Annotated in this window: 19 protein-coding genes and 1 tRNA gene; 17 read left to right on the forward strand and 3 right to left on the reverse strand. The window is 37.5% G+C overall.

Translation table 11 applies throughout. From position 1 onward, the window contains the following. Positions 1-8: 8 nt before the first annotated feature. The 3 genes from porM (at position 9) to RE431_RS13355 (ending at position 3,614) form a co-directional block, all read left to right on the forward strand. Entirely contained in the window at positions 9-1,559 is a 1,551-nt protein-coding gene (gene porM, locus RE431_RS13345) for a type IX secretion system motor protein PorM/GldM (protein WP_309562486.1), read from the forward strand. Positions 1,560-1,571: 12 nt separating this feature from the next. Continuing rightward, positions 1,572-2,465: a type IX secretion system ring subunit PorN/GldN gene (gene porN / locus RE431_RS13350; RefSeq protein ID WP_309562487.1), complete on the forward strand. Its 894-nt coding sequence runs from the start codon at positions 1,572-1,574 to the stop codon at positions 2,463-2,465. 90 nt (positions 2,466-2,555) lie between these two features. Beyond that, positions 2,556-3,614, forward strand: coding sequence for an NAD(P)/FAD-dependent oxidoreductase (locus RE431_RS13355; protein ID WP_309562488.1), 1,059 nt, complete (start codon positions 2,556-2,558; stop codon positions 3,612-3,614). Here RE431_RS13355 and RE431_RS13360 read toward each other — a convergent pair. Further along, on the reverse strand, positions 3,611-3,997 hold the full coding sequence (locus RE431_RS13360; protein WP_309562489.1) for a DUF983 domain-containing protein: 387 nt from the start codon (positions 3,995-3,997) through the stop codon (positions 3,611-3,613). The two genes, RE431_RS13355 and RE431_RS13360, sit on opposite strands and share 4 nt — an antisense overlap. 66 nt (positions 3,998-4,063) lie before the next feature. Between RE431_RS13360 and RE431_RS13365 the strand changes: the two genes are divergently transcribed. The 14 genes from RE431_RS13365 (at position 4,064) to RE431_RS13430 (ending at position 19,191) form a co-directional block, all read left to right on the forward strand. Beyond that, on the forward strand, positions 4,064-5,980 hold the full coding sequence (locus tag RE431_RS13365; RefSeq protein ID WP_309562490.1) for an ABC-F family ATP-binding cassette domain-containing protein: 1,917 nt from the start codon (positions 4,064-4,066) through the stop codon (positions 5,978-5,980). 61 nt (positions 5,981-6,041) lie between these two features. Further along, the gene (locus RE431_RS13370; RefSeq protein WP_309562491.1) at positions 6,042-7,211 is read left to right on the forward strand and encodes an efflux RND transporter periplasmic adaptor subunit; all 1,170 of its coding nucleotides are present in this window, start codon (positions 6,042-6,044) and stop codon (positions 7,209-7,211) included. Next, positions 7,208-10,456 (forward strand): efflux RND transporter permease subunit, encoded by a 3,249-nt coding sequence (locus tag RE431_RS13375; protein ID WP_309562492.1) that lies wholly within the window; start codon positions 7,208-7,210, stop codon positions 10,454-10,456. The genes RE431_RS13370 and RE431_RS13375 overlap by 4 nt, the downstream gene beginning before the upstream one ends. Positions 10,457-10,462: 6 nt before the next feature. Then, positions 10,463-11,797 (forward strand): TolC family protein, encoded by a 1,335-nt coding sequence (locus tag RE431_RS13380; RefSeq protein WP_309562493.1) that lies wholly within the window; start codon positions 10,463-10,465, stop codon positions 11,795-11,797. A 2-nt stretch (positions 11,798-11,799) separates the two neighbouring features. Continuing rightward, positions 11,800-11,982, forward strand: a complete 183-nt coding sequence (locus RE431_RS13385) for a CPXCG motif-containing cysteine-rich protein (RefSeq protein ID WP_309562494.1) — start codon at positions 11,800-11,802, stop codon at positions 11,980-11,982. 71 nt (positions 11,983-12,053) lie between these two features. Next, on the forward strand, positions 12,054-12,407 hold the full coding sequence (locus RE431_RS13390) for a SpoIIAA family protein (RefSeq protein WP_309562495.1): 354 nt from the start codon (positions 12,054-12,056) through the stop codon (positions 12,405-12,407). Positions 12,408-12,464: 57 nt separating this feature from the next. Further along, positions 12,465-12,537: transfer RNA gene (locus RE431_RS13395), tRNA-Met, on the forward strand. A gap of 365 nt (positions 12,538-12,902) precedes the next feature. Next, positions 12,903-13,739: a DUF932 domain-containing protein gene (locus RE431_RS13400; RefSeq protein WP_309562496.1), complete on the forward strand. Its 837-nt coding sequence runs from the start codon at positions 12,903-12,905 to the stop codon at positions 13,737-13,739. Between the two features lie 899 nt (positions 13,740-14,638). Beyond that, positions 14,639-14,995: a single-stranded DNA-binding protein gene (locus RE431_RS13405; protein WP_309562497.1), complete on the forward strand. Its 357-nt coding sequence runs from the start codon at positions 14,639-14,641 to the stop codon at positions 14,993-14,995. Between the two features lie 78 nt (positions 14,996-15,073). Next, complete coding sequence (locus RE431_RS13410) at positions 15,074-15,523, forward strand: JAB domain-containing protein (RefSeq protein ID WP_309562498.1); 450 nt, start codon at positions 15,074-15,076, stop codon at positions 15,521-15,523. A gap of 11 nt (positions 15,524-15,534) precedes the next feature. Further along, positions 15,535-15,732, forward strand: coding sequence for a hypothetical protein (locus RE431_RS13415; protein ID WP_309562499.1), 198 nt, complete (start codon positions 15,535-15,537; stop codon positions 15,730-15,732). A 433-nt stretch (positions 15,733-16,165) separates the two neighbouring features. Then, positions 16,166-16,555 (forward strand): BfmA/BtgA family mobilization protein, encoded by a 390-nt coding sequence (locus RE431_RS13420; protein ID WP_309562500.1) that lies wholly within the window; start codon positions 16,166-16,168, stop codon positions 16,553-16,555. Positions 16,556-16,565: 10 nt separating this feature from the next. Beyond that, entirely contained in the window at positions 16,566-17,597 is a 1,032-nt protein-coding gene (gene mobB / locus RE431_RS13425) for a MobB family relaxase (protein ID WP_309562501.1), read from the forward strand. A 10-nt stretch (positions 17,598-17,607) separates the two neighbouring features. Continuing rightward, positions 17,608-19,191 carry a type IV secretory system conjugative DNA transfer family protein gene (locus RE431_RS13430; protein ID WP_309562502.1) on the forward strand — a complete coding sequence of 528 codons (1,584 nt, stop codon included), beginning with the start codon at positions 17,608-17,610 and terminating at the stop codon, positions 19,189-19,191. Between the two features lie 19 nt (positions 19,192-19,210). Here the strand turns inward: RE431_RS13430 and RE431_RS13435 are convergent, their stop codons facing one another. Together RE431_RS13435 and RE431_RS13440 are read right to left on the reverse strand one after the other, a co-directional pair. Then, entirely contained in the window at positions 19,211-20,776 is a 1,566-nt protein-coding gene (locus tag RE431_RS13435) for a UvrD-helicase domain-containing protein (RefSeq protein ID WP_309562503.1), read from the reverse strand. Between the two features lie 5 nt (positions 20,777-20,781). Next, entirely contained in the window at positions 20,782-22,662 is a 1,881-nt protein-coding gene (locus RE431_RS13440; RefSeq protein WP_309562504.1) for an ATP-dependent nuclease, read from the reverse strand. Between the last annotated feature and the right edge of the window lie 54 nt (positions 22,663-22,716).

Raw genomic sequence — 22,716 nt, forward strand, 5'->3', positions numbered from 1 at the left:
AATTAGACATGGCATCCGGAAAACAATCGCCAAGGCAGAAGATGATTAACCTAATGTACCTGGTTTTCATCGCCATGATGGCACTAAATATGTCCAAAGAGGTTCTTACCGCTTTCGGATTGATGAATGAAAAGCTTACTGCCTCCAACGCAACTGCAACTACCCGAAATAATGCATATATGGCGGGACTTGCAGCAAAGGTTGAAGAGCAGCCAGCAAAATATACTTCCATTAAAGAAAAAGCTGATAGAATAGATGAACTTTCATCTGGATTGAATCAGTATATCGATAACCTGAAGGCTGAATTGACTACAGAGCTTGAAAGAGGTGATAATGGTAAATGGGATTACGAAGAAATGGACAAAGCAGATCAGTTAGATGAGATGTTTTTCCAAAGTGGACGAGTATCTCCAAAAGGAGAGGAATTTGTAAATCAGATTGATTCTTACAGAGAAGAAGTAGCTGGTATTCTTGAAGAAAAGTATCCACAACTTGCTCAGAAAATCAGAAATGAATTTGCAACTGATGAGGTTACAGATGGTGATGGAGTAACTAAACCTTGGTTAGATTACCATTATCAAGGTTTTCCGATGATCGCTTCCTTAACTAAAATGACTCAGATTCAGGCAGACGTAAAGAGCGCTGAAAGTGAGATTCTTTCTGCAATGCTATCAGGTCAGTTACAGAGCGATGTATCTCTAAGTAATTATCAGGCTATCGTTATACCAGACAAACCTGCTTTCTTTAGCGGTGAAAACTTTACTGGAAAGGTTGTACTAGGTAGATTTGATAATACACTTCAGTTTGAAAATGTAACGATCAACGGTAAGGACGTCGAAAATACACAGGCTGGTCAGGTAATGTTGGAATTCCCTGCTGGAAACGTTGGAGAACAAAAGATTACTGGTGAACTTCAGTATATGGAGAACGACTCCTTAAAAAGCATCGCCATTGCTGATTCTTACAATGTAATTCCATTACCAAATTCAGCAGTAATTTCAGCTGATAAAATGAATGTGGTCTACCGTGGTGTTCAAAACCCTATGACTATTTCTATTCCTGGAGTTAGCAATGTTAGTGCAAACGCACCAGGACTTAGATCTTCTGGAGGAAACGGAAGTTACCTGATGGATGTAACTACCCTACAGGCTAGAGAGGTTACCATCAGTGTTAGCGGTACACTTCCAGGTGGAAAAACTGTTTCAGATAAAAAGACATTTAGAGTAAAAGATATTCCAAGACCTGTAGGTACTATTCGTGGTGAAGACGGTACAGTTTCAATGCAAAGAAATAGTCTGGAAATATCTACAATAGGTGCTAATCTTCCAGATTTTGATTTTGATCTTAACCTGAATGTTACAGGGTTCAAATTTAAAGTACCGGGACAACCAACGGTTGTTGTAAATGGTAGTAGACTTGATGGAGCGGCTAAAAATGCACTTAGAAGAGCTGGAAGAGGTGAATCTGTAACGATCTATGATATTAATGCATCTCTAGCTGGAAACTCAAGCTATAAACTTAAAAAGGTTGCTCCAGTAATTATAGAGCTTACAAACTAAAAATTATTAAAAATGAGCTTGAAAGAAATTTTTGTATATGGATTCGTGATGATGCTGGGTGTTTCTTCTTTCGGTCAGGCAAATATCCTGAACGCCGATAAACCTGATCAAATCGGGAAAAAATCGGAAGCTCAGGCTTTAGTAGATGAAGAGGATAAACCATTAGAGTATGGTTACGTTGGAGATCGTGATATCCTTTGGTCTAAAGGAACCTGGGAGATCATTGATCTTGATGAAAGAGTGAACTTTCCTCTTTATTATCCTATAGACACCAATAACATTGGTACAAATAGGAGAGCGCTTTACGATGTGCTTGTAAAAGCGATCAAGCAAGGGAAGATTGAAAATGTTTATGCAGATTCATATTTCACTGAAAAGCGTACATTAAAAGATATTGGTGCTACTTTATCAAAAGTGGATACGACAGACCTTGGTATTGAACAATATAATGCCGGTGAGGAGGTAGATGCTCAATTTATTGATCGTCGTGACCTTGGATCTGCAGATATTGCTGAATATCATATTAGAGGAATGTGGTATTTCGATAAGCGTCTAGCTGAATTAAAATATAGATTATTAGGAATCGCTCCGGTTGCTCCTGATGTAAACTTTATTGATTCGGGTCAGACAGACCTTGTTGAATTATTCTGGGTTTGGTATCCTGATGCTCGTGAGGTACTTCATGATGCTAAAGTTTTTACCGGAAATAATACTTCGCAAGTCATCTCTTTTGATCATTTATTAAATGCCAGAAGGTTTGATGGAGTGATCTATAAGGAAGATAACGTTCAGGGTGATCGTGAGATCGATGAATATATTGCTGAAAATGCCTTTATGCAATTGCTGGAATCGCAACGTATAAAGGAACAGATTCGAAATTTCGAACAGGATATGTGGAGTTACTAATTCCTGAAAAATATTATTTAAAGGCGCTCATTTGAGCGCCTTTTTTTATTTGCTTTTGAAAATGATCAGAAGCCTTAATATCTTTATCTCATGCTTGATTATATTGTTGTAGGTTTAGGTCTTAGTGGTCTGGCATTTTCTGATGAATTAGAAAATGCGAACAAGAAATATGTGGTTTTTGAAAACAATTCTCAAAAGTCATCCTATGTGGCCGGAGGCATTTTTAACCCGGTAATTTTAAAAAGATTCACTCCGGCTTGGAATGCCGCTGAACAAATGCAGACCGCATTGCCTTTTTATAAAAATCTTGAAAAAAAGCTTGATTCCAAATTTATTCACAATTGGAATATTTATAGAAGGTTTCATTCAGTAGAAGAGCAGAACGATTGGTATGTAGCTACAGATAAGCCTAAACTTGCAGAATTCCTGGATCCCAAGATTCAGAAGAACTCGAATCCAAATATTATTGCCGAATTTTCATTCGGCAAAGTTCTGAAAACCGGGAATATCGATACTGAAAATCTTCTTGATTCTTACCGTAATCATCTTAAGGCTAAAGGAATATTTAAAGAAATGAAATTTGATTACTCACTTTTGAATATAACCGAAGATCATTTTGAGTATAACGGACTTCAGTCGAAAAGAATAGTTTTCTGTGAAGGATTCGGACTAAAACAAAATCCATATTTCAACTATCTGCCGTTAAGAGGAAATAAAGGAGAGTATATTATCGTAAGATCAAAGGATTTAAAACTGAATTTCGCAGTAAAATCTTCGGTATTCGTAATGCCTTTAGGAGATGATCTGTACAAAGTAGGTGCAACCTACGATCATCAGGATAAAACTTCCGAAGCAACTTCAAAAGCCAGGGAACGATTGATTAATGATCTTAAGAAACTAGTAATTTGTGATTTTGAGGTTGTAGATCAGGTAGCTGGAATTCGTCCTGCAGTTTCGGATAGAAGACCAATTGTTGGGGCTCATCCCGAAATTAAAAATATGTATTGCTGTAATGGTTTTGGAAGTCGGGGTGTTCTTATTGCACCCAATATGGCTAAAGCCCTTATAGAAAACATAGAGAATAATTCGCCATTAGATCCTGAGATCGACCTTTCGAGATTTAGTAAAAAGCACTATTCTGGCAATTAAGCGCTACCGGCACTCTTTTTATAGTTAAAGAAAAAGTTGATCCAGATGTTTCTGGAAAGTCTCATTATTATCGGCATAAATACTACAAGCGTTCCTACGATGGCAAAAAATGAAGCCAGAAGACTTGCATTCAGGAATAAGTGTGCAATGATAAATGCTGCTACCGAGAAGGCAATTCCCACTCCATAACTTACATACATAGCGCCATAAAAAAAGGAGGGTTCAATCTTATATTTTGTGCCACAATTGCTACATCTTTCGTGCATCTGGTAAACTCTGGATAATTTGTAAGGATTACTTTCCTTATACATGCTTTCTTCGTGACAAACAGGACAGGTGCCCGTAAGAATACTGTAGATTTTAGTGCCTTTAAGAAACTTCATATCATTTTTTTAGCATAACAAATTTAAGCATCTTTGCACCAATCTTAAAGTTACATTGGTTACAAAATGCTGAATATTCATAATCTATCAATATCCTTTCAGGGGGAATACCTTTTTAAGGAAATAAGTTTCAGACTTGGGGCTGGAGACAGAGTTGGTCTTATTGGAAAGAATGGTGCGGGAAAGTCTACTTTATTGAAGATTATTTCTGGAGAACAGGAATATGATACGGGCCAGATCGCAAAAGATAAAGAGCTCAAAATCGGCTTTTTGAAGCAGGATCTGGAATTTGAGAAAGGAAGAACGGTAATTGATGAAGCGCATCAGGCTTTTGAGGAGATCAAGATGCTTGAAGGGAAAATGGCGGTGATCAATGAGCAACTTGCCACCAGGACAGATTATGAAAGTGAATCATATAATGATCTAATTCAGGATTTGAGTGAAATCACGCACCAGTATGAGATCATTGGTGGTTACAATTATGAAGGTGAAACAGAAAAAGTTCTTCAGGGACTCGGATTTGAAAGAAGCGATTTTGATAGGCTTACAGAGACTTTCTCTGGAGGATGGAGAATGAGGATAGAACTTGCAAAGTTACTTCTTCAAAATAACGATATTCTGCTTCTCGATGAGCCTACTAACCACCTTGATATTGAAAGTATCATCTGGCTGGAAAGCTTCCTGAATAATTATCCGGGATCTGTGATGCTTGTTTCTCACGATAAAATGTTCCTGAATAATGTAACCAACAGAAGTATTGAAATTTCTCTCGGAAGCATTTACGATTACAGAAAACCATATTCAGAATTCATTGAATTCCGAAAAGAGTTGAGAGAACAGCAGCTTGCCGCTCAGAAGAATCAGCAAAAGGAAATTGAAAATACCGAAAAGCTCATCGATAAGTTCCGGGCAAAAGCCAGTAAGGCTTCCATGGCGCAATCGCTAATTAAGAAGTTGGAGAAGGTAGACAGAATTGAAGTTGACGAAGATGACAATTCGGTGATGAGTGTAAATTTCCCGGTTTCAGTAAATCCTGGTAAAGTAGTTATCGAAACCGAACATCTGGAAAAATCATATGGGGATAAGAAGGTTCTGAGAGATGTAAATTTATTGATCGAGCGTCAGAGTAAGATTGCTTTTGTTGGTCAGAATGGTCAGGGTAAAACTACGCTGGCTAAGATCATCATCGGTGAAATTGAACATGAAGGAAATTTAAAACTTGGACATAACGTAGAACTTGGATATTTCGCCCAGAATCAGTCAGATTACCTCGACGGCGAAAAGACCATTCTGCAAACTATGGAAGATGCTTCCAACGAGAAAAACCGCACCAAGGTTCGGGATATGCTTGGAGCCTTCTTGTTCCGAGGTGATGAAGTGGAGAAGAAAGTAAAAGTACTTTCGGGAGGTGAACGAAACAGGCTGGCGCTTTGTAAAATGTTGTTAGAGCCGTTCAATGTTCTTGTAATGGATGAACCTACCAATCACCTTGATATTAAATCTAAGAATGTTTTAAAAGATGCTTTGAATAATTTTGAAGGCACATTGATCATCGTTTCTCACGACCGTGATTTTCTTCAGAATTTGACCAGCAGGGTTTATGAATTCAGAAACCATAAAATAAAAGAGTATCTTGGAGATATAGATTATTACCTGGAACAGCGAAAACTTCAGGATATGAGGGCTGTTGAAAAGAGTGATAAAGTGAAGGTGTCCAAGTCTAAAAATAATTCGGCAGATAAAACTTCATTTACAGACCAGAAGGAACTAAAAAGGCTGAAAAATAAGCTGAGTAAGACTGAAGCGAATATCACTAAAATCGAAAAGGAGCTTAAAACTAAAGACAAGCAACTTGCCAACAATTATGAAGAAACGATCACTAAACCAGACTTTCTAACCAATTATAATAAGTCTAAAAAGAAGCTGGAAAAGTTGATGGAAGAGTGGGAAGAGCTTCAACTTGATATAGAACAGATCAGTTAGAAATAACTTTTTTATACTTTACAATTAAACTTTCAGGGCTCACTGTAGTCCTAATAACACTATGGATAAACGCAAGATCATTCTCACGATTTTGGGCGTGGTGCTCATTATTGGTGCAATATTCGGCGCTAAGCTAATTATAGATAGCAAAGAGCAGCCTAAACCAACTCCTAAAAAGACCGTAAAAACAGTTTTTGTAGATACGGCTCAAAATTCAACTATTTCAATAAACATTCCTGCCAATGGAAACCTTGTGGCAAAACGTCGCGTGGAATTATATGCTGAAGTGCAGGGTGTTTTTAGATATAGTTCTCATTCTTTCAGATCTGGACAGGCTTATAAGAGAGGTCAAACGCTTCTGAAAATTGATGCTGCAGAATACGCTGCAAGCGTGCAGTCTGCAAAAAGTGATCTTTATAACCAGATCACCGCGATCATGCCAGATCTTAGAATGGATTATCCTGAAATTTTTCCGAAGTGGCAGGAATACCTGAACAATTTTGATGTGAATAGTTCAGTTTCGCCATTACCTGAGCCATCGAACGATCGCGAACGTTATTTCATAAACGGAAGAGGTGTTAATACAGCTTACTTCAATATTAAAAATCTTGAACAACGACTTGTAAAATATCATATTACTGCACCATATGACGGCGTTTTAACTGAAGCCCTGGTTACAGAGGGAACATTGATCAGAAATGGACAGAAGCTAGGAGAATTTATAGACCCTGATGTTTACGAACTTCAGGTTTCCATTGCAAAACAATATGCAGACCTTCTAAAGGTGGATGAAAATGTAAGTTTAACCACAAATACAGGAGAAAGAACCTATACAGGGAAGGTGAGCCGAATCAATGCTAAAATTGATCAGGCGACACAAACTGTAAATGTTTTTATTGAAGTTAAGGATGGTACTCTTAAGGAAGGTATGTACATGCAGGCTAACCTGGATGCGAAACAGGAAGAAAATGCCATTGAAATAGACCGAAGTCTTGTGAACGACAGGAACGAGATCTTCACGGTTAATGATTCGATACTTCAAAGCATAGAAGTTAATCCGGTTTATTTTTCAGATAAAAAAGCGGTTATAAAAGGAGTGCCTGATGGAGCGGTGATCCTTTCCAGACAGGTTTCAGGAGCATATAATGGGATGCGTGTGAATATTGCTGAAAGCGATAATACAGAAACCGGGAATAATACTCCACAGAATTCCGAAAGCATTAGTCAATGAGAAAGATCATAAGTTACTTTATCAAGTACCACGTTGCGGTAAACGTTATGATTATCGCATTCCTGATATTTGGTGTGGTGGGAATGTTGCGAATGCAATCCTCCTTCTTTCCATTGATCGAGTCTGAGATCATTAATATCAATGTTACTTATCCCGGAGCTGCGCCAGAAGAGATCGAAGAGGGTATTGTCCTTAAAATTGAGGATAACCTTAAAGGCCTTGTGGGTGTAGAAAGGGTTACTTCTGTTTCCCGTGAAAATGGAGGTAGTATCACGGTTGAAATAGATTCTGATGAAGATATAGATGTGATGCTTTCTGAAGTTAAGAATGCGGTAGATCGTGTGCCTAATTTCCCAACGGGAATGGAGCCTCTCGTGGTTGCAAAGCAGGAAAATATTCGGGAAACCTTTGACTTCTTTATTAGCGGTGAAGGTGTTGATCTGGCAACCTTAAAGCAGATCGCTCGCCAGGTAGAGTATGACCTGCGCTCTATGGACGGACTTTCACAGATAGAATTGTCTGGTTTTCCGGATGAGGAAATAGAGATCGCCGTAGATGAAAATGATCTTTTAGCTTTTAATCTCACTTTTACTGAAGTTGCACAGGCAGTTTCTGAGGCAAATATTTTAACTACCGGTGGTAGTATTAAAACACAGGAAGAGGATTTTCTAATACGTGCCGATAATCGGTCTTATTACGGAAAAGAACTAAATAAACTGGTGGTAAAATCCCAGCCAGATGGGACGACTGTTACACTGGAAGATGTTGCTACGATTAGAGATAGATTTTCTGAAACGCCGAATGCTTCCTATATCAATGGGAGAGTAGCTGTAAGCGTTAATATTTCTACTACCAATAACGAAGATCTTATTTCTGCAGCTGAAAAAGTTCGTAATTACGTAGAGCAATTCAACCAAAAGAATGATACGCTACAAATAATCGTAGAGGATGACCGTAGTATCACCTTGAATCAAAGAACTCAGCTGCTTATTGAAAACGGGGCAGTAGGGATTTTACTGGTATTATTATTTCTATCCTTTTTTCTGAATACACGACTTGCCTTTTGGGTAGCATTCGGACTACCGATCGCATTTCTTGGAATGTTCATATTTGCTGGAGGCTTTGGAGTTACAATAAATGTACTTTCGTTATTCGGGATGATCATCGTAATAGGTATCCTGGTAGATGACGGTATTGTAATTTCAGAAAATATCTATCAACATTACGAAAGAGGTAAAAGACCGGTGCAGGCCGCGATAGATGGAACTATGGAAGTATTACCTCCAATTCTTTCCGCTATCATAACAACAGTTTTAGCGTTCTCAACTTTCTTATTTCTGGACAGTAGAATTGGGGAGTTTTTTGGGGAAGTTTCTACCGTAGTGATCTTGACCTTAGTAGTTTCACTAGTGGAAGCTCTCATCATTCTGCCTGCGCATATAGCTCATTCAAAAGCCCTAGTTAGAGAAACCGAAGCTGAAAAGAAGAAAAAGAAAGGTCTTTCTAAAGTTTTTCTAAAACTGAGAAAATTTAACGAATATGGAGACAGTTTTATGGGTTATCTGCGTGATAAACTTTATGAACCGGTTATTCGTGCTACTGTTGCCAATAGGTTTTTAAGTATTTCCATTTTAATCACTTTATTTATTCTTACCGTTGGATCGGTTATGGGGGGAGTGGTAAATGTCACCTTATTCCCAAGTATCGCCAGTGATAGAGTAAGTATAGATCTGTTAATGCCAGAAGGAACCAATCCGCAAAAGACAGATAGTATCATCTCAATGGTGGAAGATGCAGCCTGGCGTATTAATGAAGATTTTACTGAACGTCAAACCGACAATAAGCAGGTTGTTCAGAATATTGTTAGACGTGTTGGACCTGGTAATAATAAAGCGTCCCTTAGAGTGAATCTGCTTCCTGGAGAAGAACGTGATTTTGGTTCGCCAGAAATTACCAATGCGATTCGTGATGAAGTGGGAGAAGTCTATGGAGTGGAACGTTTAACCTTTGGATCTGGAGGAAACTTTGGAGGGAAACCAGTTTCAGTCTCCTTAATAGGCAATAACCTGGAGGAACTTGAAAAGGCGAAAGTCGAATTGAAAACGGCTATGAACGAAAATCCTGTTCTTAAAGATGTAACCGATACAGATCCTGATGGGATCAAGGAAATTACCATAGATCTTAATGAAAACGCCTACGCGCTAGGTCTAAATTTAAGAGAGGTAATGAGCCAGGTACGCGCAGGTTTCTTTGGTCTACAGGCACAGCGTTTCCAGAGAGGACAGGACGAGATTCGTGTCTGGGTGAGATATGATCGCGAAAACAGGGAATCTATCAACGATCTTGATGATATGCGTATCGTAACTCCAGATGGAAATCGAGTTCCATTTGGTGAAATTGCCAGCTACCAGATAAGAAGGGGAACAGAATCTATTAGTCACCTTGAAGGTTTGAGAGAAATTAGAGTAGAAGCCGATATGGAAGATCCTGATGCGAGCGCCACTGATGCGATTGCGAACATAGACGGAAACATACTGCCGGATATTCTTTCTAAATATCCAAGTGTCTCTGTTTCCTACGAAGGTCAGAATCGTGAAGCGGAAAAACTTACTAAATCTGCAGAGAAGGTATTTCCTGTGATCCTGTTTTTAATATACGCAGTGATCGCGTTTACTTTCAGAAGCTACAGTCAGCCATTCTTGTTAATGCTAATGATCCCATTCAGTATTATTGGGGTGGCCTGGGGACATTTTATCCATGGTTTTCCAGTAAATATTCTGTCTCTTCTGGGAATAATCGCCCTTATTGGTATTATGGTAAATGATGGCCTGGTGTTAATAGGTAAATTCAATAACTATCTTCGGGAAGGTATGAAATTCGAAACAGCGCTAATTGAAGCTGGAAAATCCAGGTTTAGAGCGATCTTCCTTACTTCATTAACTACCATTGCCGGGATTGCTCCGCTATTACTGGAGAAAAGCAGGCAGGCACAATTCCTTAAACCAATGGCGATTTCTATTGCTTATGGAATTCTGGTAGCTACCTTCTTAACTTTACTTGTACTACCGTTATTATTGTCTATTACCAATTCTACCAAAATAAGGGCAAAATGGCTAAAGACTGGCGAAAAGGTTAGCAGAGAATCTGTAGAGCGCTCCATTAAGGAAAAACATGACGAACAGAAACGTAATGATGAACTTGCAGAGGCGAACGGACAGAATAATCATCAATCTCAGGGTAAATAATATTTAATGAAATCAATTCAATTCATAATATTCTTTTCTATTGTCTTTTTAAGTAATGCTGAAAGTTTTGCTCAGGATAGTCTATTAACAAAACAGGAGGTCATTTCACGAGCATTGGAAGAAAATTTCGGAATTAAACTGGCCAATAATGAAGTTGAGATAGCTGAAAATAACCAGAGCATCTGGAATTCAGGATATCTCCCAACAGTAACAGGCCTTGCCGGAGCTAATTATGATCTTAATAACCGACTTACAGAACCTAATGGCGGAGATATCGTAGATCAGCGTGGGATCGAAAGCAATCGTTACAATGCGTCAATAAATTTAGGCTACACGCTTTTTGATGGTCTGGGCCGATTTTATAATTATAAGAGTTTAAAGGAGCAATATAATCTTTCGCAACTTCAGGCGAGAGAAACCATCGAGAATTCTGTGCTTCAGATCATGAGTGTTTACTATGAAATTGCCAGGCTTTCAGAAAATATTGATGTATTGGAAGAAACATTGGAAATTTCTAAGAATAGAGTTACCAGGGCACAATATCAATTTGAATACGGTCAGTCTAACAATCTTGTGGTTTTAAACGCAAGGGTAGATGTAAATAATGATAGTGTGGCCTTACTGGAAACACAACAGCAGCTTAGAAATACCAAAAGAGATCTCAATGTATTGCTGAATCGCGAGATAAGCGCCAATGAATTTATGGTAGATACCACCGTGAATTTTGTTTCTGAACTTGAACTCGAAAGTTTTATTGATGAAGCTGAAACAAATAACGTTTCCATTTTGCAAATTGAGCAGGATCTGGAAATAAGTGAATATGATATCAAGATCAATAAATCGGGTTATCTGCCCACAATAGATCTAACAGGTTCATACGGATGGAATAAGAACAGAAGTGCCGCTACGGCTTTCTTTCCAGGTTCTACGACCACCACAGATGGACTTGCTGCAGGTGTTAGCTTGCGTTGGGATATTTTTGATGGCGGAAGAACGAATGTGCTGATTCAGAATTCCAAAATAAGGTATGAAAACCAGGAAATACGTAAGAAGCAACTGGAAAACGAAATTCAGCGTGATATCGCCAATGCTTTAGGCACTTATGAGAATAAACTTTATATTCTGAAGGTTCAGGAAGAGAACGTAAGTACCAATCTTGATAATTTTAATCGTTCTGAAGAGCAGTATAAACTTGGTAGAATTACTTCGATAGAATTCAGGCAGGCGCAGATCAATCTTCTAGATGCTAGAACAAGTCTTAATCTTGCCAAATACGACGCTAAGCTTTCAGAATTACAACTACTTCAGTTAACCGGGCAATTGTTGAATGTAGAACTTTAGTTATGTACGAGCACTTTTTTCAATGTCCATACTGTTGGGAAGAAATCTCAGTATTACTAGATCCCTCCATAAGGAAACAGACCTATATTGAAGACTGTGAAGTATGTTGTAGACCTATAGAATTTCAGGTGGCATTTGAAGAAAATGAACTGGTTGAATTTCAGGCTTCAGATATAGAGCAATAAAATTTTATTTTCGGACTAGGACTCAATAGAGATATTTGGTTAAATTTATGCCATATTCTACACAAAACTAAATGTTATCAACTTTTGACCTTGCCGGCCACGTGGTCGGATTGATCGTAGATCGGGATCTTACCGATGATATCGTCGATGAAATAATCGCTGAAGTAAAAAGCAAACTCGAAATCCACGATAAAATAAATGTCTTCATCGAACTTGAAAAGGGGAGGCATATCACTTTTAAGGCCTTATGGAAAGGGATAATTTTTAAATATTCCAATTCTGATCATTTCGATAAAATTGCTATTGTTACTGATAGTTCCTGGTTTCAAAATGCTGTGAATCTGTCTGATAGTTTGCTGGATGTAGATGTACGCACATTCGACCTTAAAGACCGATTGGAAGCAATTCAATGGATCTCTTTATAATTTTGCAAAAAAGTTTGGTGTAATCACAAAAATGATATTATATTTGCCGTCCAATATCGCGGGATAGAGCAGTAGGTAGCTCGTCGGGCTCATAACCCGAAGGTCACTGGTTCGAGTCCAGTTCCCGCTACTAAGCAAGACAAGGCTTTCGAGAAATCGGAAGCCTTTTTTTATTTCTATTAGTACAGAATAAGTACAGAATTAGGTGATTTGAAAATGGCAATTACCATTAGTATCAAATGATTTCAATTGATATAAATAGAAATGTTTTTCTAACCTAATTCTAAAATTTCATAATATAAATTCCTTTTTTCTTCGATTGGGAGAGTTATTATCATACAATATACACGCAAGTTAAACTCGTAAAATACTCCCATCAAAAGCTTACGGCATAAAGCCGCTCCCGCACTCGCTATTTATTCCGTTTCCTTTTGAGCCGAGATTTTATCTTCCGTTTGGTTTTAGCTTAAATATTGTTTAACTAAAATCATTATTATGTATTTATCAAATTTACAGCAAGATGAAATCTTTGTTTCTTCGGAAATGAAGTCTTTGAGAAGTCTAACACAGATGGACTCTCGAAAAGGATTAGAAAATGTCATTATCTCAAATGACAAGATTGTCAATGTGGTATCGAACAGTTATGGCCACGTACCAAATGAATTGTTCTTTGAGAAAGCTGAAGAAATGCTATTGCAAGCAGGACTCAATTTTCACAAAAGAAAAATTAACCGAAATGATAGGTCTTTCATTACCGACTTTATAATCGAAGACAAAAGTCAGTTTTCAGTTAAAAATGGTAAAGACCTTATATTACCAATGTTACGGTTTAAGAATTCCTATGATGGGAGCGAAAAAACTGCCGGGCATTTTGGCTTTTATCGGAAAGTATGCTCCAATGGCCTGCACGTTTCGCAAGCTGAGATTGAGTTTTCCATCAAGCACAGTAAGAACAATACCGACCTGATAATGCCAAGGTTGAGCAATCTGTTCGATAAGTTCTTGGACAATGAGTTTTACACCATTACCAAGAAGTTCGACAGAATGAGGGAATTCAAGATCATCGACACCAAAGAATTTGTGAAAGCTATCTTGGACAGAACGAAATTGTTCCGGTATGAATGTAGTGATAAGAACAATGATCCTTCAAAGAAATCCCGTGAAGTTCTTGAAATTCTGGATAATGAAGCGTTGTTACTTAATGAAGAACCTAATTTGTGGATAGGCTATAATGCTTTTAACCAAATGCTTCACAATACATTGAAGAAAAGCTTTTCACAGCAGGAACGCTTGGACAAAAAACTGTTCAATGATGTCTTTGAAATGACTTGATTCATTAAAGGTTTATCCAGTACTTTAAACTGGATTTTTTATTTTTAGCAAAAGAATTGGGTTGGAAAGTTGACTTCCCATTCCATTCAGCCCATTCCCCTACATTCCGTAGAAAAAGCTTCATTTCGGAATAAGCGCTTCATTAAAAAGGTCTTGGACACAACTTCAAAGATTCCGGTTTTCATTGCGCTTGACCGCCTATGCCCGAGAAAAGTCGGGAAGCGGCCAAACTCTATTCCCATCTACACCTTTGAAGTCAAGTCCGCTCTAAATCCTACTTCAAGAGGATAATCCGTTTCCATAGCCCGTTCAGCACATTTCCCTGCATTTCGTAAAAACTACATTTCGGGAAAAGAGCTTTCCTAAAAAAAGTCTTGGACACCATTCACGATTTCTACTTGTCATTCCACTAACCTGATTCACTGTCTTGGTGCGGGACGCTACATTCCCTATTCGAAATCGTGAATGGAGTCCGCTTTATCGGAATTCCATTTAATCATTTGGTGCCGCTTCCTATATTATGATATTTCACAAAAGCCTTTAGAACTCACTCCCGCACCCTCGCCGCCACTCCCTTTTTTTGACAGCAAAATACCAACATTTAGAAGTTGAACGGACTGCATAAGCCAGTCGTGCCTCCTTTTTATAAGTCCTTATCAATCCCAAATATTGAAAATGTATCAGCAACAAAAAAAGGTAACAGCGAGGGCACTATAGGAAGTAAATCTAAAATAAATCTTATGAAATCTTATAAAAACATACAAAAGGAAGCAACACCAAAAAAAAACAAAAAGGGAAAACGCTCCAGATATAATAAGTAAATCATTTCAAAAAAATATCAAAGCAAACTATCTGAAAGGTTCAGGTAGCATAATTAGTAATCTTTAATTCTTTTAATCATGAGAACTTTAAAAAATCACGTACAGTTAATTGGAAATGTTGGACAGGATCCACAAATCACGAACCTTGAAAGCGGAAAAAAAGTAGCCCGTTTTTCACTCGCCACCAATGAGTTTTATAAAAATGAGAAAGGCGAGAAATTACAGAACACCGAATGGCACACTATTGTGGCCTGGGGCAAGACCGCCGAAATTATCGAAAAATATGCCGGAAAAGGTAAAGAGATAGGGGTTACAGGGAAATTAAAATCCCGCAGCTACGAGGACAAGGATGGAGTTAAGCGCTATGTAACCGAAGTGGAAGCCAGTGAAATTCTTTTGCTAGGCGTAAAGAACGACAATAATTCAGCCGAGTAATTTAAAAATAAAGAGGGCGGGTACTTGCTCACGGTAACGCCCTCTTTTTTCAATTTCAACCCTTTAAACAAGATTCAAATGAAAACGAAAGTTAATGAAATATCGATAAAATATCAGGGAAATTTTAAAATCTCTCAGGCGCCTAAAATAACTTCTTCAGTTAGCGCTGCGGAACTATTATATAATGCATGGAATAAAGATCAGATCGGCCTGCAGGAATGTTTTAAAGTAATGCTACTTAATAACGGTAATAAAGTGAAGGGCATTTTTGAAGTTTCTACCGGTGGAATTACAGGCACTTTGGTAGATCTGCGTATCCTTTTTGCCGTTGTATTAAAGACATTAAGCGTAAATTTGATAATTGCACACAATCATCCGTCGGGAACTTTAAAGCCCAGCGAAGCAGATAAACGACTGACTGAAAAAATTAAGAAAGCGGGGGAACTTTTAGACATTAAAATCCTGGACCATTTAATCCTGACCCCCGATGGTGATTATTTTAGTTTCGCGGATAGTGGAATCCTTTAAACCAAAAAGTTATGATATATCTAAATTATTCAGACTTAAACGAAGAAGCACAGAACCGACTTCTGAAAAATTCCAAAAGGGATGTAGGGCAAAAATTTGGTAATGATATTAGGAGATATGCAAAAGAACATTGCCTCAATTTTAAAACGATGCTCGAAGAGGAAGCGATGCGAAATTTGTATAGTTACAACTACGTTTTTAATATCTGAATTTTTCCAAAAAGAATTATAGGCACCTCTGATTTTCAGAGGTGTTTTTGTTTAACACAATTGGATTTTTCGGAAAATAACGTATCTTTAAAAAGCTGAACTTCAGTATTTATTTTTACGTATAGTGAGCCTTTTATTTTGACTTTCGCTGCTCATTATATCCATCAATTAACCTTATAAGGAATTTTAAATTCCAAAAAATGCAATTGGCTAATTGGCCAAATTGTATGAAATTTTTGTCCCGCCTGGCGGGACGAAAAGGAATAGCAAGAGGGTAACGGGCAAAGCCACGTTACATATTCGCTTTAAATTTTAAACAACTGAAAACCAGTGGTTTAAAAATAAAATTATTTGGTTTTTGGGAATTTGGAAGTTATTTTTCACGGAAAAACCCTTGCAGCCCAACAAAACCAGTAAATTTTTCACGGAAAAAATGGATAAGGGATATGAAAAAGAGCGGTTTGAGAGCGTAAGCCTTAAGATTTCAGTTGCAAAGAAATTCAATAGTTATTGCAGAAAATTATCTAAGTCGAAGTCGATGACTTTGCTTTTAATGCTTGAATTTTTTGAGGACAACGGAATTTCCCCGGCCGAGACGATGGGTCCTAAAATGCAAACTTTGGAGCACCTAATCAAAAAAAGGTTCAATGGAGTGATCGCGATTCTAAAGGATATGGAAAAGAGTCAGACCAAACCTACCGTGGCCATGATGCAATCCTTATTTGAGGAGTCAGCACCTAAAAAACAAAATCTGATTCTGGAGAAAAAAAATGCTGAAAAAGATCCGCCTAAATATCAGGAACGTAACAAGCAAGAAACATAAATCATCGGAAATGTATATCACCATCACAGCACAGAAATTAGGGGGGAATTACTCCTCGGGATCAGGTGATTTTGTAGACTATTTGGAAAAAGAAAATCAGGATCTTGATCAGGATGGTGGAGAGTACTTTTTCAATCAATATGACGACAAAATTACAGCAGAGGAAGTAGTTAGGGAAATTGATGCCAATACCGCTAAGCTTGAGAAAACCGAACCCAGGTTTTATTCTATCACGCTAAGCCCTTCAAAATACGAATTGAATAGGTTGCAAAACAGCAGCGAAGACTTGAAAAAATATACCCGGGAGGTTATGAAAGATTATGTGGCTTCTTTTAACCGGGAGATCAATGACCGACCTGTAAGTATTGATGATATAAAATACTATGCGAAAATCGAGCATCAACGAACATTTAAAGGCACTGATAAACAGGTTAGGGAGAACCAGCCTTTTGCCAGCAAAATACTTCAATTAAAAAGCGATATCCAAAAAGTAGAGCGCGGTGAAATCTCTGGCAATATCGCAAGGATGGAACGGGAGATCCAGAAGCTTGAAAAGACAGCACCCCATCAGCAGAATGGAGAACGTATCGTTCAGGGGATGCCCAAGGAAGGTAATCAAAGTCATGTCCATATTATCGTGAGCCGTAAGGATGCTTCCAATAGGTTTAGCCTATCTCCCGGAAGTAAATACAAAGCTTCCAAGGTGGAGCTAAATGGTAAAACTGTCAAACGGGGCTTTGATCGGGATAAATTCTTTGGTAAGGCTGAAAAGACCTTTGACAAGAATTTCGGATATCAGCGAAATTTTGTGGAAACCTATAATGCTCGTAAAGAGTTTATCCGAAATCCCAAAAGTTATTTTTCCGCTTTAATGAAGCTGCCTACCAGTGAAAAAGCAATGGCGATGAGAATCCTAAAGCAAACTGGAATGCCCATAATGCCAAGTATTCCTACCAGTCAGGCGCAACTGGCATTAAAAGTATTTAATCGCTTACGAAAAGGCTTAGATATAGCCGTTAAATCAAGTTCTATCGGAATTTAAACGGAAAATTATGGAGTTATTTAGTATCATCAACATCTTATCAATTACTGCTTTTGGTAGTTTGCTTTTCTACGGACTTTATCAGATTTCCAGATTTGCGTTTTTCTTCAATACTACATTGCTATCGGGATTTATCGTTTACTTTTTTTATCCAGATCAGATGATGGAAGGTTTACTTTATTTTGGCTGTCCGTTGATTTTAATAAATACTGTTTTCTATGTTTTTCTGCATAAAACTGATTTAAAGAGTAACGCAGCTTCGAAATACCAGGTGAATTTTAAAACAACCGGTAAAAGTTTCAAAATTGAAAATATCAAAAGGGGTGTTTCTATTATTGGTTCTGCAGGAAGCGGAAAAACAGAAAGCGTGGTCTATGGTTTCCTAAAGCATTTTCAGAAATACAAATTTTGTGGGGTGATCCACGATTATAAAGATTTTGAGATTACAGAAATGGCTTATCCACTTTTCAATAATTCGGATATACCTTTTAAAGTGGTTTCCTTTGATAAAATCATCCATCGTGTAAATCCTATTGCGCCACGCTATCTGGAAAATGAAGAGAGCGTCAACGAAATTTCCAGGGTGCTGATTGAAAATCTGCTGGAACATAAAGAGTCGGGAACTAGCGGAACAACCAAATTTTTCAATGATGCTGCGGAAGGATTGATAGGAGGGATGATCTGGAAATTGAGAACATCCTATCCCGAATACTGCACCTTACCACATTTAATCGCCATCTATCAATTTCTGGACACGGAGAGCCTGATAGCTTTTTTGGAATCAAATAGAACTTCCAGGGCAATGGCAGATGCTTTTATTAGCGGTAAAGATTCTGAAAGGCAAACCGCAGGGGTGAAAAGTACCCTGGCCAATGCCTTAAAACGCATTAGTACAAAAAGTATTTTTATGGCCTTATCTGCAGACGAGGTACCTCTGAACATCAACAATCCTGATAATCCAGCGGTAATTTCTGTAGTGAACAACCCTAAATTTGAATCTTCTTATTCTCCAGTGATCGCTGCCATTATCCATACAATTACTAAGCAAATGAGCGTACGTAATTCCAATCCCGCATTTTTACTGATGGAAGAAGCACCTACTATACGCTTATTGAATATGCACCGCATTCCGGCAACCTTAAGAAGCTATGATATTGCCACGGTTTACGTGATGCAGGACAAGATCCAGAACGATATGATGTATGGCGACAAGGCTAGCAAAGCGATATTAAGCAATTTGTCCTATCAGTTCTTCGGAAAAGTAAATGATCCTGACACCGCTAAGTACTATGAACGCTTTTTTGAGATTATTAAGGATCCAACAAGAAGTGTAAGCAGCGGCCACAATCTGAATTTTGATACACGAGTCATAACCGGTGAACATGAAATTCCTAAAAATAGAGCAGATGTATTTTTTAGGTTAAAGCAGGGTGAATTTATTACGTATGCCGATGGAAAGGATAAGAAAGTTCAGTTTAAATTGAAAAAGATTAAGCGAGATCTTCCTGAAAATTCCAGGGAATTTTCGAAGGCTGATTTGGAGGCTAATTTTGAGAGGACTTATGAGGAGGCGCGGTCGATTTTTCGGAATTAAATAGGTACTATTAGCAGCGTTAAATCAAGCTGGGAAACTTAAGCGTTGGAGCATCTATTTCAACCCTCAAAGATTTAAGTTTTTCTTTCGTATTATCTGATATAGGCTCTAAGCAAGCAATACACAATACTTTTCTCGCTCTACTGAAAGCTACATAACCTAATCTGGGATAATCACTTGTGCCTCGGTCTGAATGTGCATCTCTGGTTTCGGTATTTGATTCTAACCAAAGGTTAAGTTCTACTTCATTTTTAGCAACAGCGAGGATAGCATCTAATTCAAGACCTTTAAATCTATGAATGTTTGAAACCATTATAGCTTTAGCATCGGTGTTAGAGACAATGATTTGACGTAGATTATCCAATTTAAACGGTATGTCATTTTTGATAGTAAGACCAAACTCGTCTTTAACGAAAGCAGCAAAAGAGTTTTCATTTGTTATAACTTCTGCGCAAATGGCACGTATTATTTGAACAGCCATAATTCTTAGGTCAAAAGGAGTAAGCCCTTGCTCTTGACAAAATGTTGCTTGGTTAGTTCCCAAGGATGATAATAATGTGTCTTTAATTTCAGAAACTGCCGAAATCTTAGCAGATTTATCTGGGGCAAGAACATTCCCATTCAAAGCGGCGATGGCCTTATTTACGACATCATTTTTTTTGGCTATTATACCTCGCTCTTTATGCGAAATATTTTCGTTTTCACATCGAGCAAAGAATTCTGGAAGCATTGCCGTAATATTTTGGGTCGCACTTATAAATTTTACAGGTGTACCAGGTATCTCGTTATGACATTGTTGTTCAAATGTATTGTTCTCGTAAACACGTTTGCTAAAATTATTCAAGAATGTTACAATCGTATTTACTGAGCGTCTATTAGTTTTATTTAATAGGGTCTCATATTGGTTCATTCTTGAAGCTTTAAGAATCGGGATATTTTGGAAATCTCTTACCGAAGAATCAAAGCTTTGAATATATTGTTCTGGGTCGCCAACACAGTATATTATTGTCCTCTTTTCCTTTCTAAGAGACTCCATTATTGAGAACATTTTATTTCCAGTATCTTGAAATTCGTCCACGTACAAATACTGTATTCTGTTAGCCAACATTTCTTTTATTCTCTGGTTCGTGATGGCTTTTTCAGCTAAATTGAGGGTCTGGTCATAGGTAATGTATCCACTTTTGTGTAAGGACGTAGTTAATCTACTTTTAATATAATTTTTAGCTTTATAGTCTGGTGTTTCACCACTATTATCAAACATCCTTTTTAAAACATCATCAGTTCCACATTGAATAAACAATTTTTCACCATTGACATATTCGTTATGTAAACTCGAATACGGAATCACTATAAATCTATTCAAAAAGGAATGTATGGTGCCAATAAATAAATTAGGTGGTATGGCTATTCTCTTGCCGAGCCGTTTTTTTATGTTTTTTGTTGCCGAATTGGTATAGGTAACAACTATCATATAACGATGACGTTCCAAGGATTTTAGAGCGTGAATTATTTCGTCTACCATTCCGTGGGTTTTTCCAGCCCCAGGACCAGCGATAACAAGTTTTGGCTTACTTACATTTCCCATATCTATTACATCAAAGGGTCTAAAAATTTAATACCGTCTTTAATGTATTTTGGTATTGTAAAACCGCTATGGTTTTCTGCCAACGATAGTAAAAGTTGCAAAGCAAATTCACTTTTGTAGTCTTCAATCAAAGAAAAATAGCCTTCGATATCAATATCATCTGTACCCAATTCATCTGCATATTTTTTACCAGCCTTAGGTCGCACCAATCGAATAACTTTGCACAAGATGTTTTTACCACTTCCAGATTTATTGCAGTCAATTAAATCTTTTTCAAATGTAGATAACTCAGAAATTTGAACATCAACTTCATCTACAGCATCATATTTGTCTTTAAGTTCTTGAGCCCTAAGCTCTGTTTGTGTTCCAATATCGCTATCAGTTAAAGCTAAGCACCTTGTGTGAAAACCGTTTACGATTATTTGTATAAAATTTTTGAAGGCAAGCCCATTCACGTTTACGACGGCACAAGCAGATTGGTCAATAGTTTCACCTGTTTGGATTTTATAGAATATAGGAAATAGAAGTTTTTCAGAGATCCCTTCTACCAATGCCAATCGTCTTGAATAAAACAAATTGACATTCTCACTATCAAGATATTTTTTGAGATAGTTTACTTGTCTTTTTTCTTCGGCAGTTGTTCCAAAACCTTCCAATATATAATGAGGTTGTATGATGCCGTTTTTATAATGAAGCACCACAGTATTTTCGAAATCTATTTTGGTGGTAATATGGTTAGAATGTGAAGTTAGAATGAGCTGTATATCCTTTCTGTAAGTACCGTCCTCTTTTTTTATAAGCCCTTCAAGGTTAGAGGCTAAATGATTCTGAAGATTTGCGTGAAGATGCGCTTCTGGTTCTTCAAGTCCGACAATTCTGAAGAAAGTGGACTGCATTCGCTCGGGATCTTCTATGAAAGAGAGCATTAACGAAATAAAAAGAAGGTTGTTTCGCCCAGTTCCATTACGTTCGATTTTTATGGGGTTATCGTTGTAAATTAGGCTCAGTTTCCTCAATAAGTCCGATACATTTGGTAGAGAGAATATAAGGTCTACAACATTATTGGATGTTTCGGAACTCAATGAAATTTTATCAAGTTGCTCTGAAATCCGAGTCTTTATTCCTGAAATAGCTACATTGCCTTCAATTGCTCGCTGAAGACCTACTAACTGTTTTTTTAAGTCTTGATAATCGGTTTCTTCGTTTGCATTAAGAACCCTAAAAAGTAATCCATTATTCCTACTTGCGGAAAGTTCTGATTTGGCATCTCTGAGTGCATCCAATAGCTCAAACTTAAGTTGGTTTAAGTGATAGGCATTCGCTACGCTCTCATTTTGATTTCCACCGTGTATACGATAGTGGTACTTTGAAATGGGAAAATTTATCAAATTCAGAATTTCGCTTTCGGGTATTTTATTAAATTCCTCAGATCCTAACTCATTTTGGTAGTCCTGAAGAAACTGCCTTTGTTTGGTTATTTCTTCAATTGTATCAAAAGATGATATTGGTGCAAACGTATAGGTAAGCGTAGCTTCTGTAAATTCAGAATTACTCATCCAATCCGTAATAACAGCTTCTTGTTTTAAACCCCAGTCTTTAAGTGTTGCTTTTATTACGATTTTAGGATAGGAAATATCTTTTGGTTCGATAGAAGTATCAAAAATTTCTTTTTTAAGTTTCAGAATAGTCTCGTAATTGAAGTCTGAAACATCTAACATACGCTTTTTGAAAAATGATACTTCTTGGCTGAATATTAAGCCCAAAGAGTCTAACAGGTTGGATTTGCCAATATTATTTTCACCAATTATCTGAGTAACTGGTTTTAGTTTTACGGTAAAGTCTTTAAAGTTTCTGTAATTGGATATTTCAAGCTGCGATACATACATATTTAAGGCTAATGGTTGGTTTGGCCAATAAAATTAACAAAGTTAATCCTGCAT

The organism is Christiangramia sediminicola (assembly GCF_031344135.1).
Classification (GTDB): domain Bacteria; phylum Bacteroidota; class Bacteroidia; order Flavobacteriales; family Flavobacteriaceae; genus Christiangramia; species Christiangramia sediminicola.

Bases quoted from the DNA above. Each gene is read 5' to 3' on its own strand.
- porM (WP_309562486.1), top strand. From the start codon at position 9: ATGGCATCCGGAAAACAATCGCCAAGGCAGAAGATGATTAACCTAATG.
- porN (WP_309562487.1), top strand. From the start codon at position 1,572: ATGAGCTTGAAAGAAATTTTTGTATATGGATTCGTGATGATGCTGGGT.
- RE431_RS13355 (WP_309562488.1), top strand. From the start codon at position 2,556: ATGCTTGATTATATTGTTGTAGGTTTAGGTCTTAGTGGTCTGGCATTT.
- RE431_RS13360 (WP_309562489.1), bottom strand. From the start codon at position 3,997: ATGAAGTTTCTTAAAGGCACTAAAATCTACAGTATTCTTACGGGCACC.
- RE431_RS13365 (WP_309562490.1), top strand. From the start codon at position 4,064: ATGCTGAATATTCATAATCTATCAATATCCTTTCAGGGGGAATACCTT.
- RE431_RS13370 (WP_309562491.1), top strand. From the start codon at position 6,042: ATGGATAAACGCAAGATCATTCTCACGATTTTGGGCGTGGTGCTCATT.
- RE431_RS13375 (WP_309562492.1), top strand. From the start codon at position 7,208: ATGAGAAAGATCATAAGTTACTTTATCAAGTACCACGTTGCGGTAAAC.
- RE431_RS13380 (WP_309562493.1), top strand. From the start codon at position 10,463: ATGAAATCAATTCAATTCATAATATTCTTTTCTATTGTCTTTTTAAGT.
- RE431_RS13385 (WP_309562494.1), top strand. From the start codon at position 11,800: ATGTACGAGCACTTTTTTCAATGTCCATACTGTTGGGAAGAAATCTCA.
- RE431_RS13390 (WP_309562495.1), top strand. From the start codon at position 12,054: ATGTTATCAACTTTTGACCTTGCCGGCCACGTGGTCGGATTGATCGTA.
- RE431_RS13400 (WP_309562496.1), top strand. From the start codon at position 12,903: ATGTATTTATCAAATTTACAGCAAGATGAAATCTTTGTTTCTTCGGAA.
- RE431_RS13405 (WP_309562497.1), top strand. From the start codon at position 14,639: ATGAGAACTTTAAAAAATCACGTACAGTTAATTGGAAATGTTGGACAG.
- RE431_RS13410 (WP_309562498.1), top strand. From the start codon at position 15,074: ATGAAAACGAAAGTTAATGAAATATCGATAAAATATCAGGGAAATTTT.
- RE431_RS13415 (WP_309562499.1), top strand. From the start codon at position 15,535: ATGATATATCTAAATTATTCAGACTTAAACGAAGAAGCACAGAACCGA.
- RE431_RS13420 (WP_309562500.1), top strand. From the start codon at position 16,166: ATGGATAAGGGATATGAAAAAGAGCGGTTTGAGAGCGTAAGCCTTAAG.
- mobB (WP_309562501.1), top strand. From the start codon at position 16,566: ATGTATATCACCATCACAGCACAGAAATTAGGGGGGAATTACTCCTCG.
- RE431_RS13430 (WP_309562502.1), top strand. From the start codon at position 17,608: ATGGAGTTATTTAGTATCATCAACATCTTATCAATTACTGCTTTTGGT.
- RE431_RS13435 (WP_309562503.1), bottom strand. From the start codon at position 20,776: ATGGGAAATGTAAGTAAGCCAAAACTTGTTATCGCTGGTCCTGGGGCT.
- RE431_RS13440 (WP_309562504.1), bottom strand. From the start codon at position 22,662: ATGTATGTATCGCAGCTTGAAATATCCAATTACAGAAACTTTAAAGAC.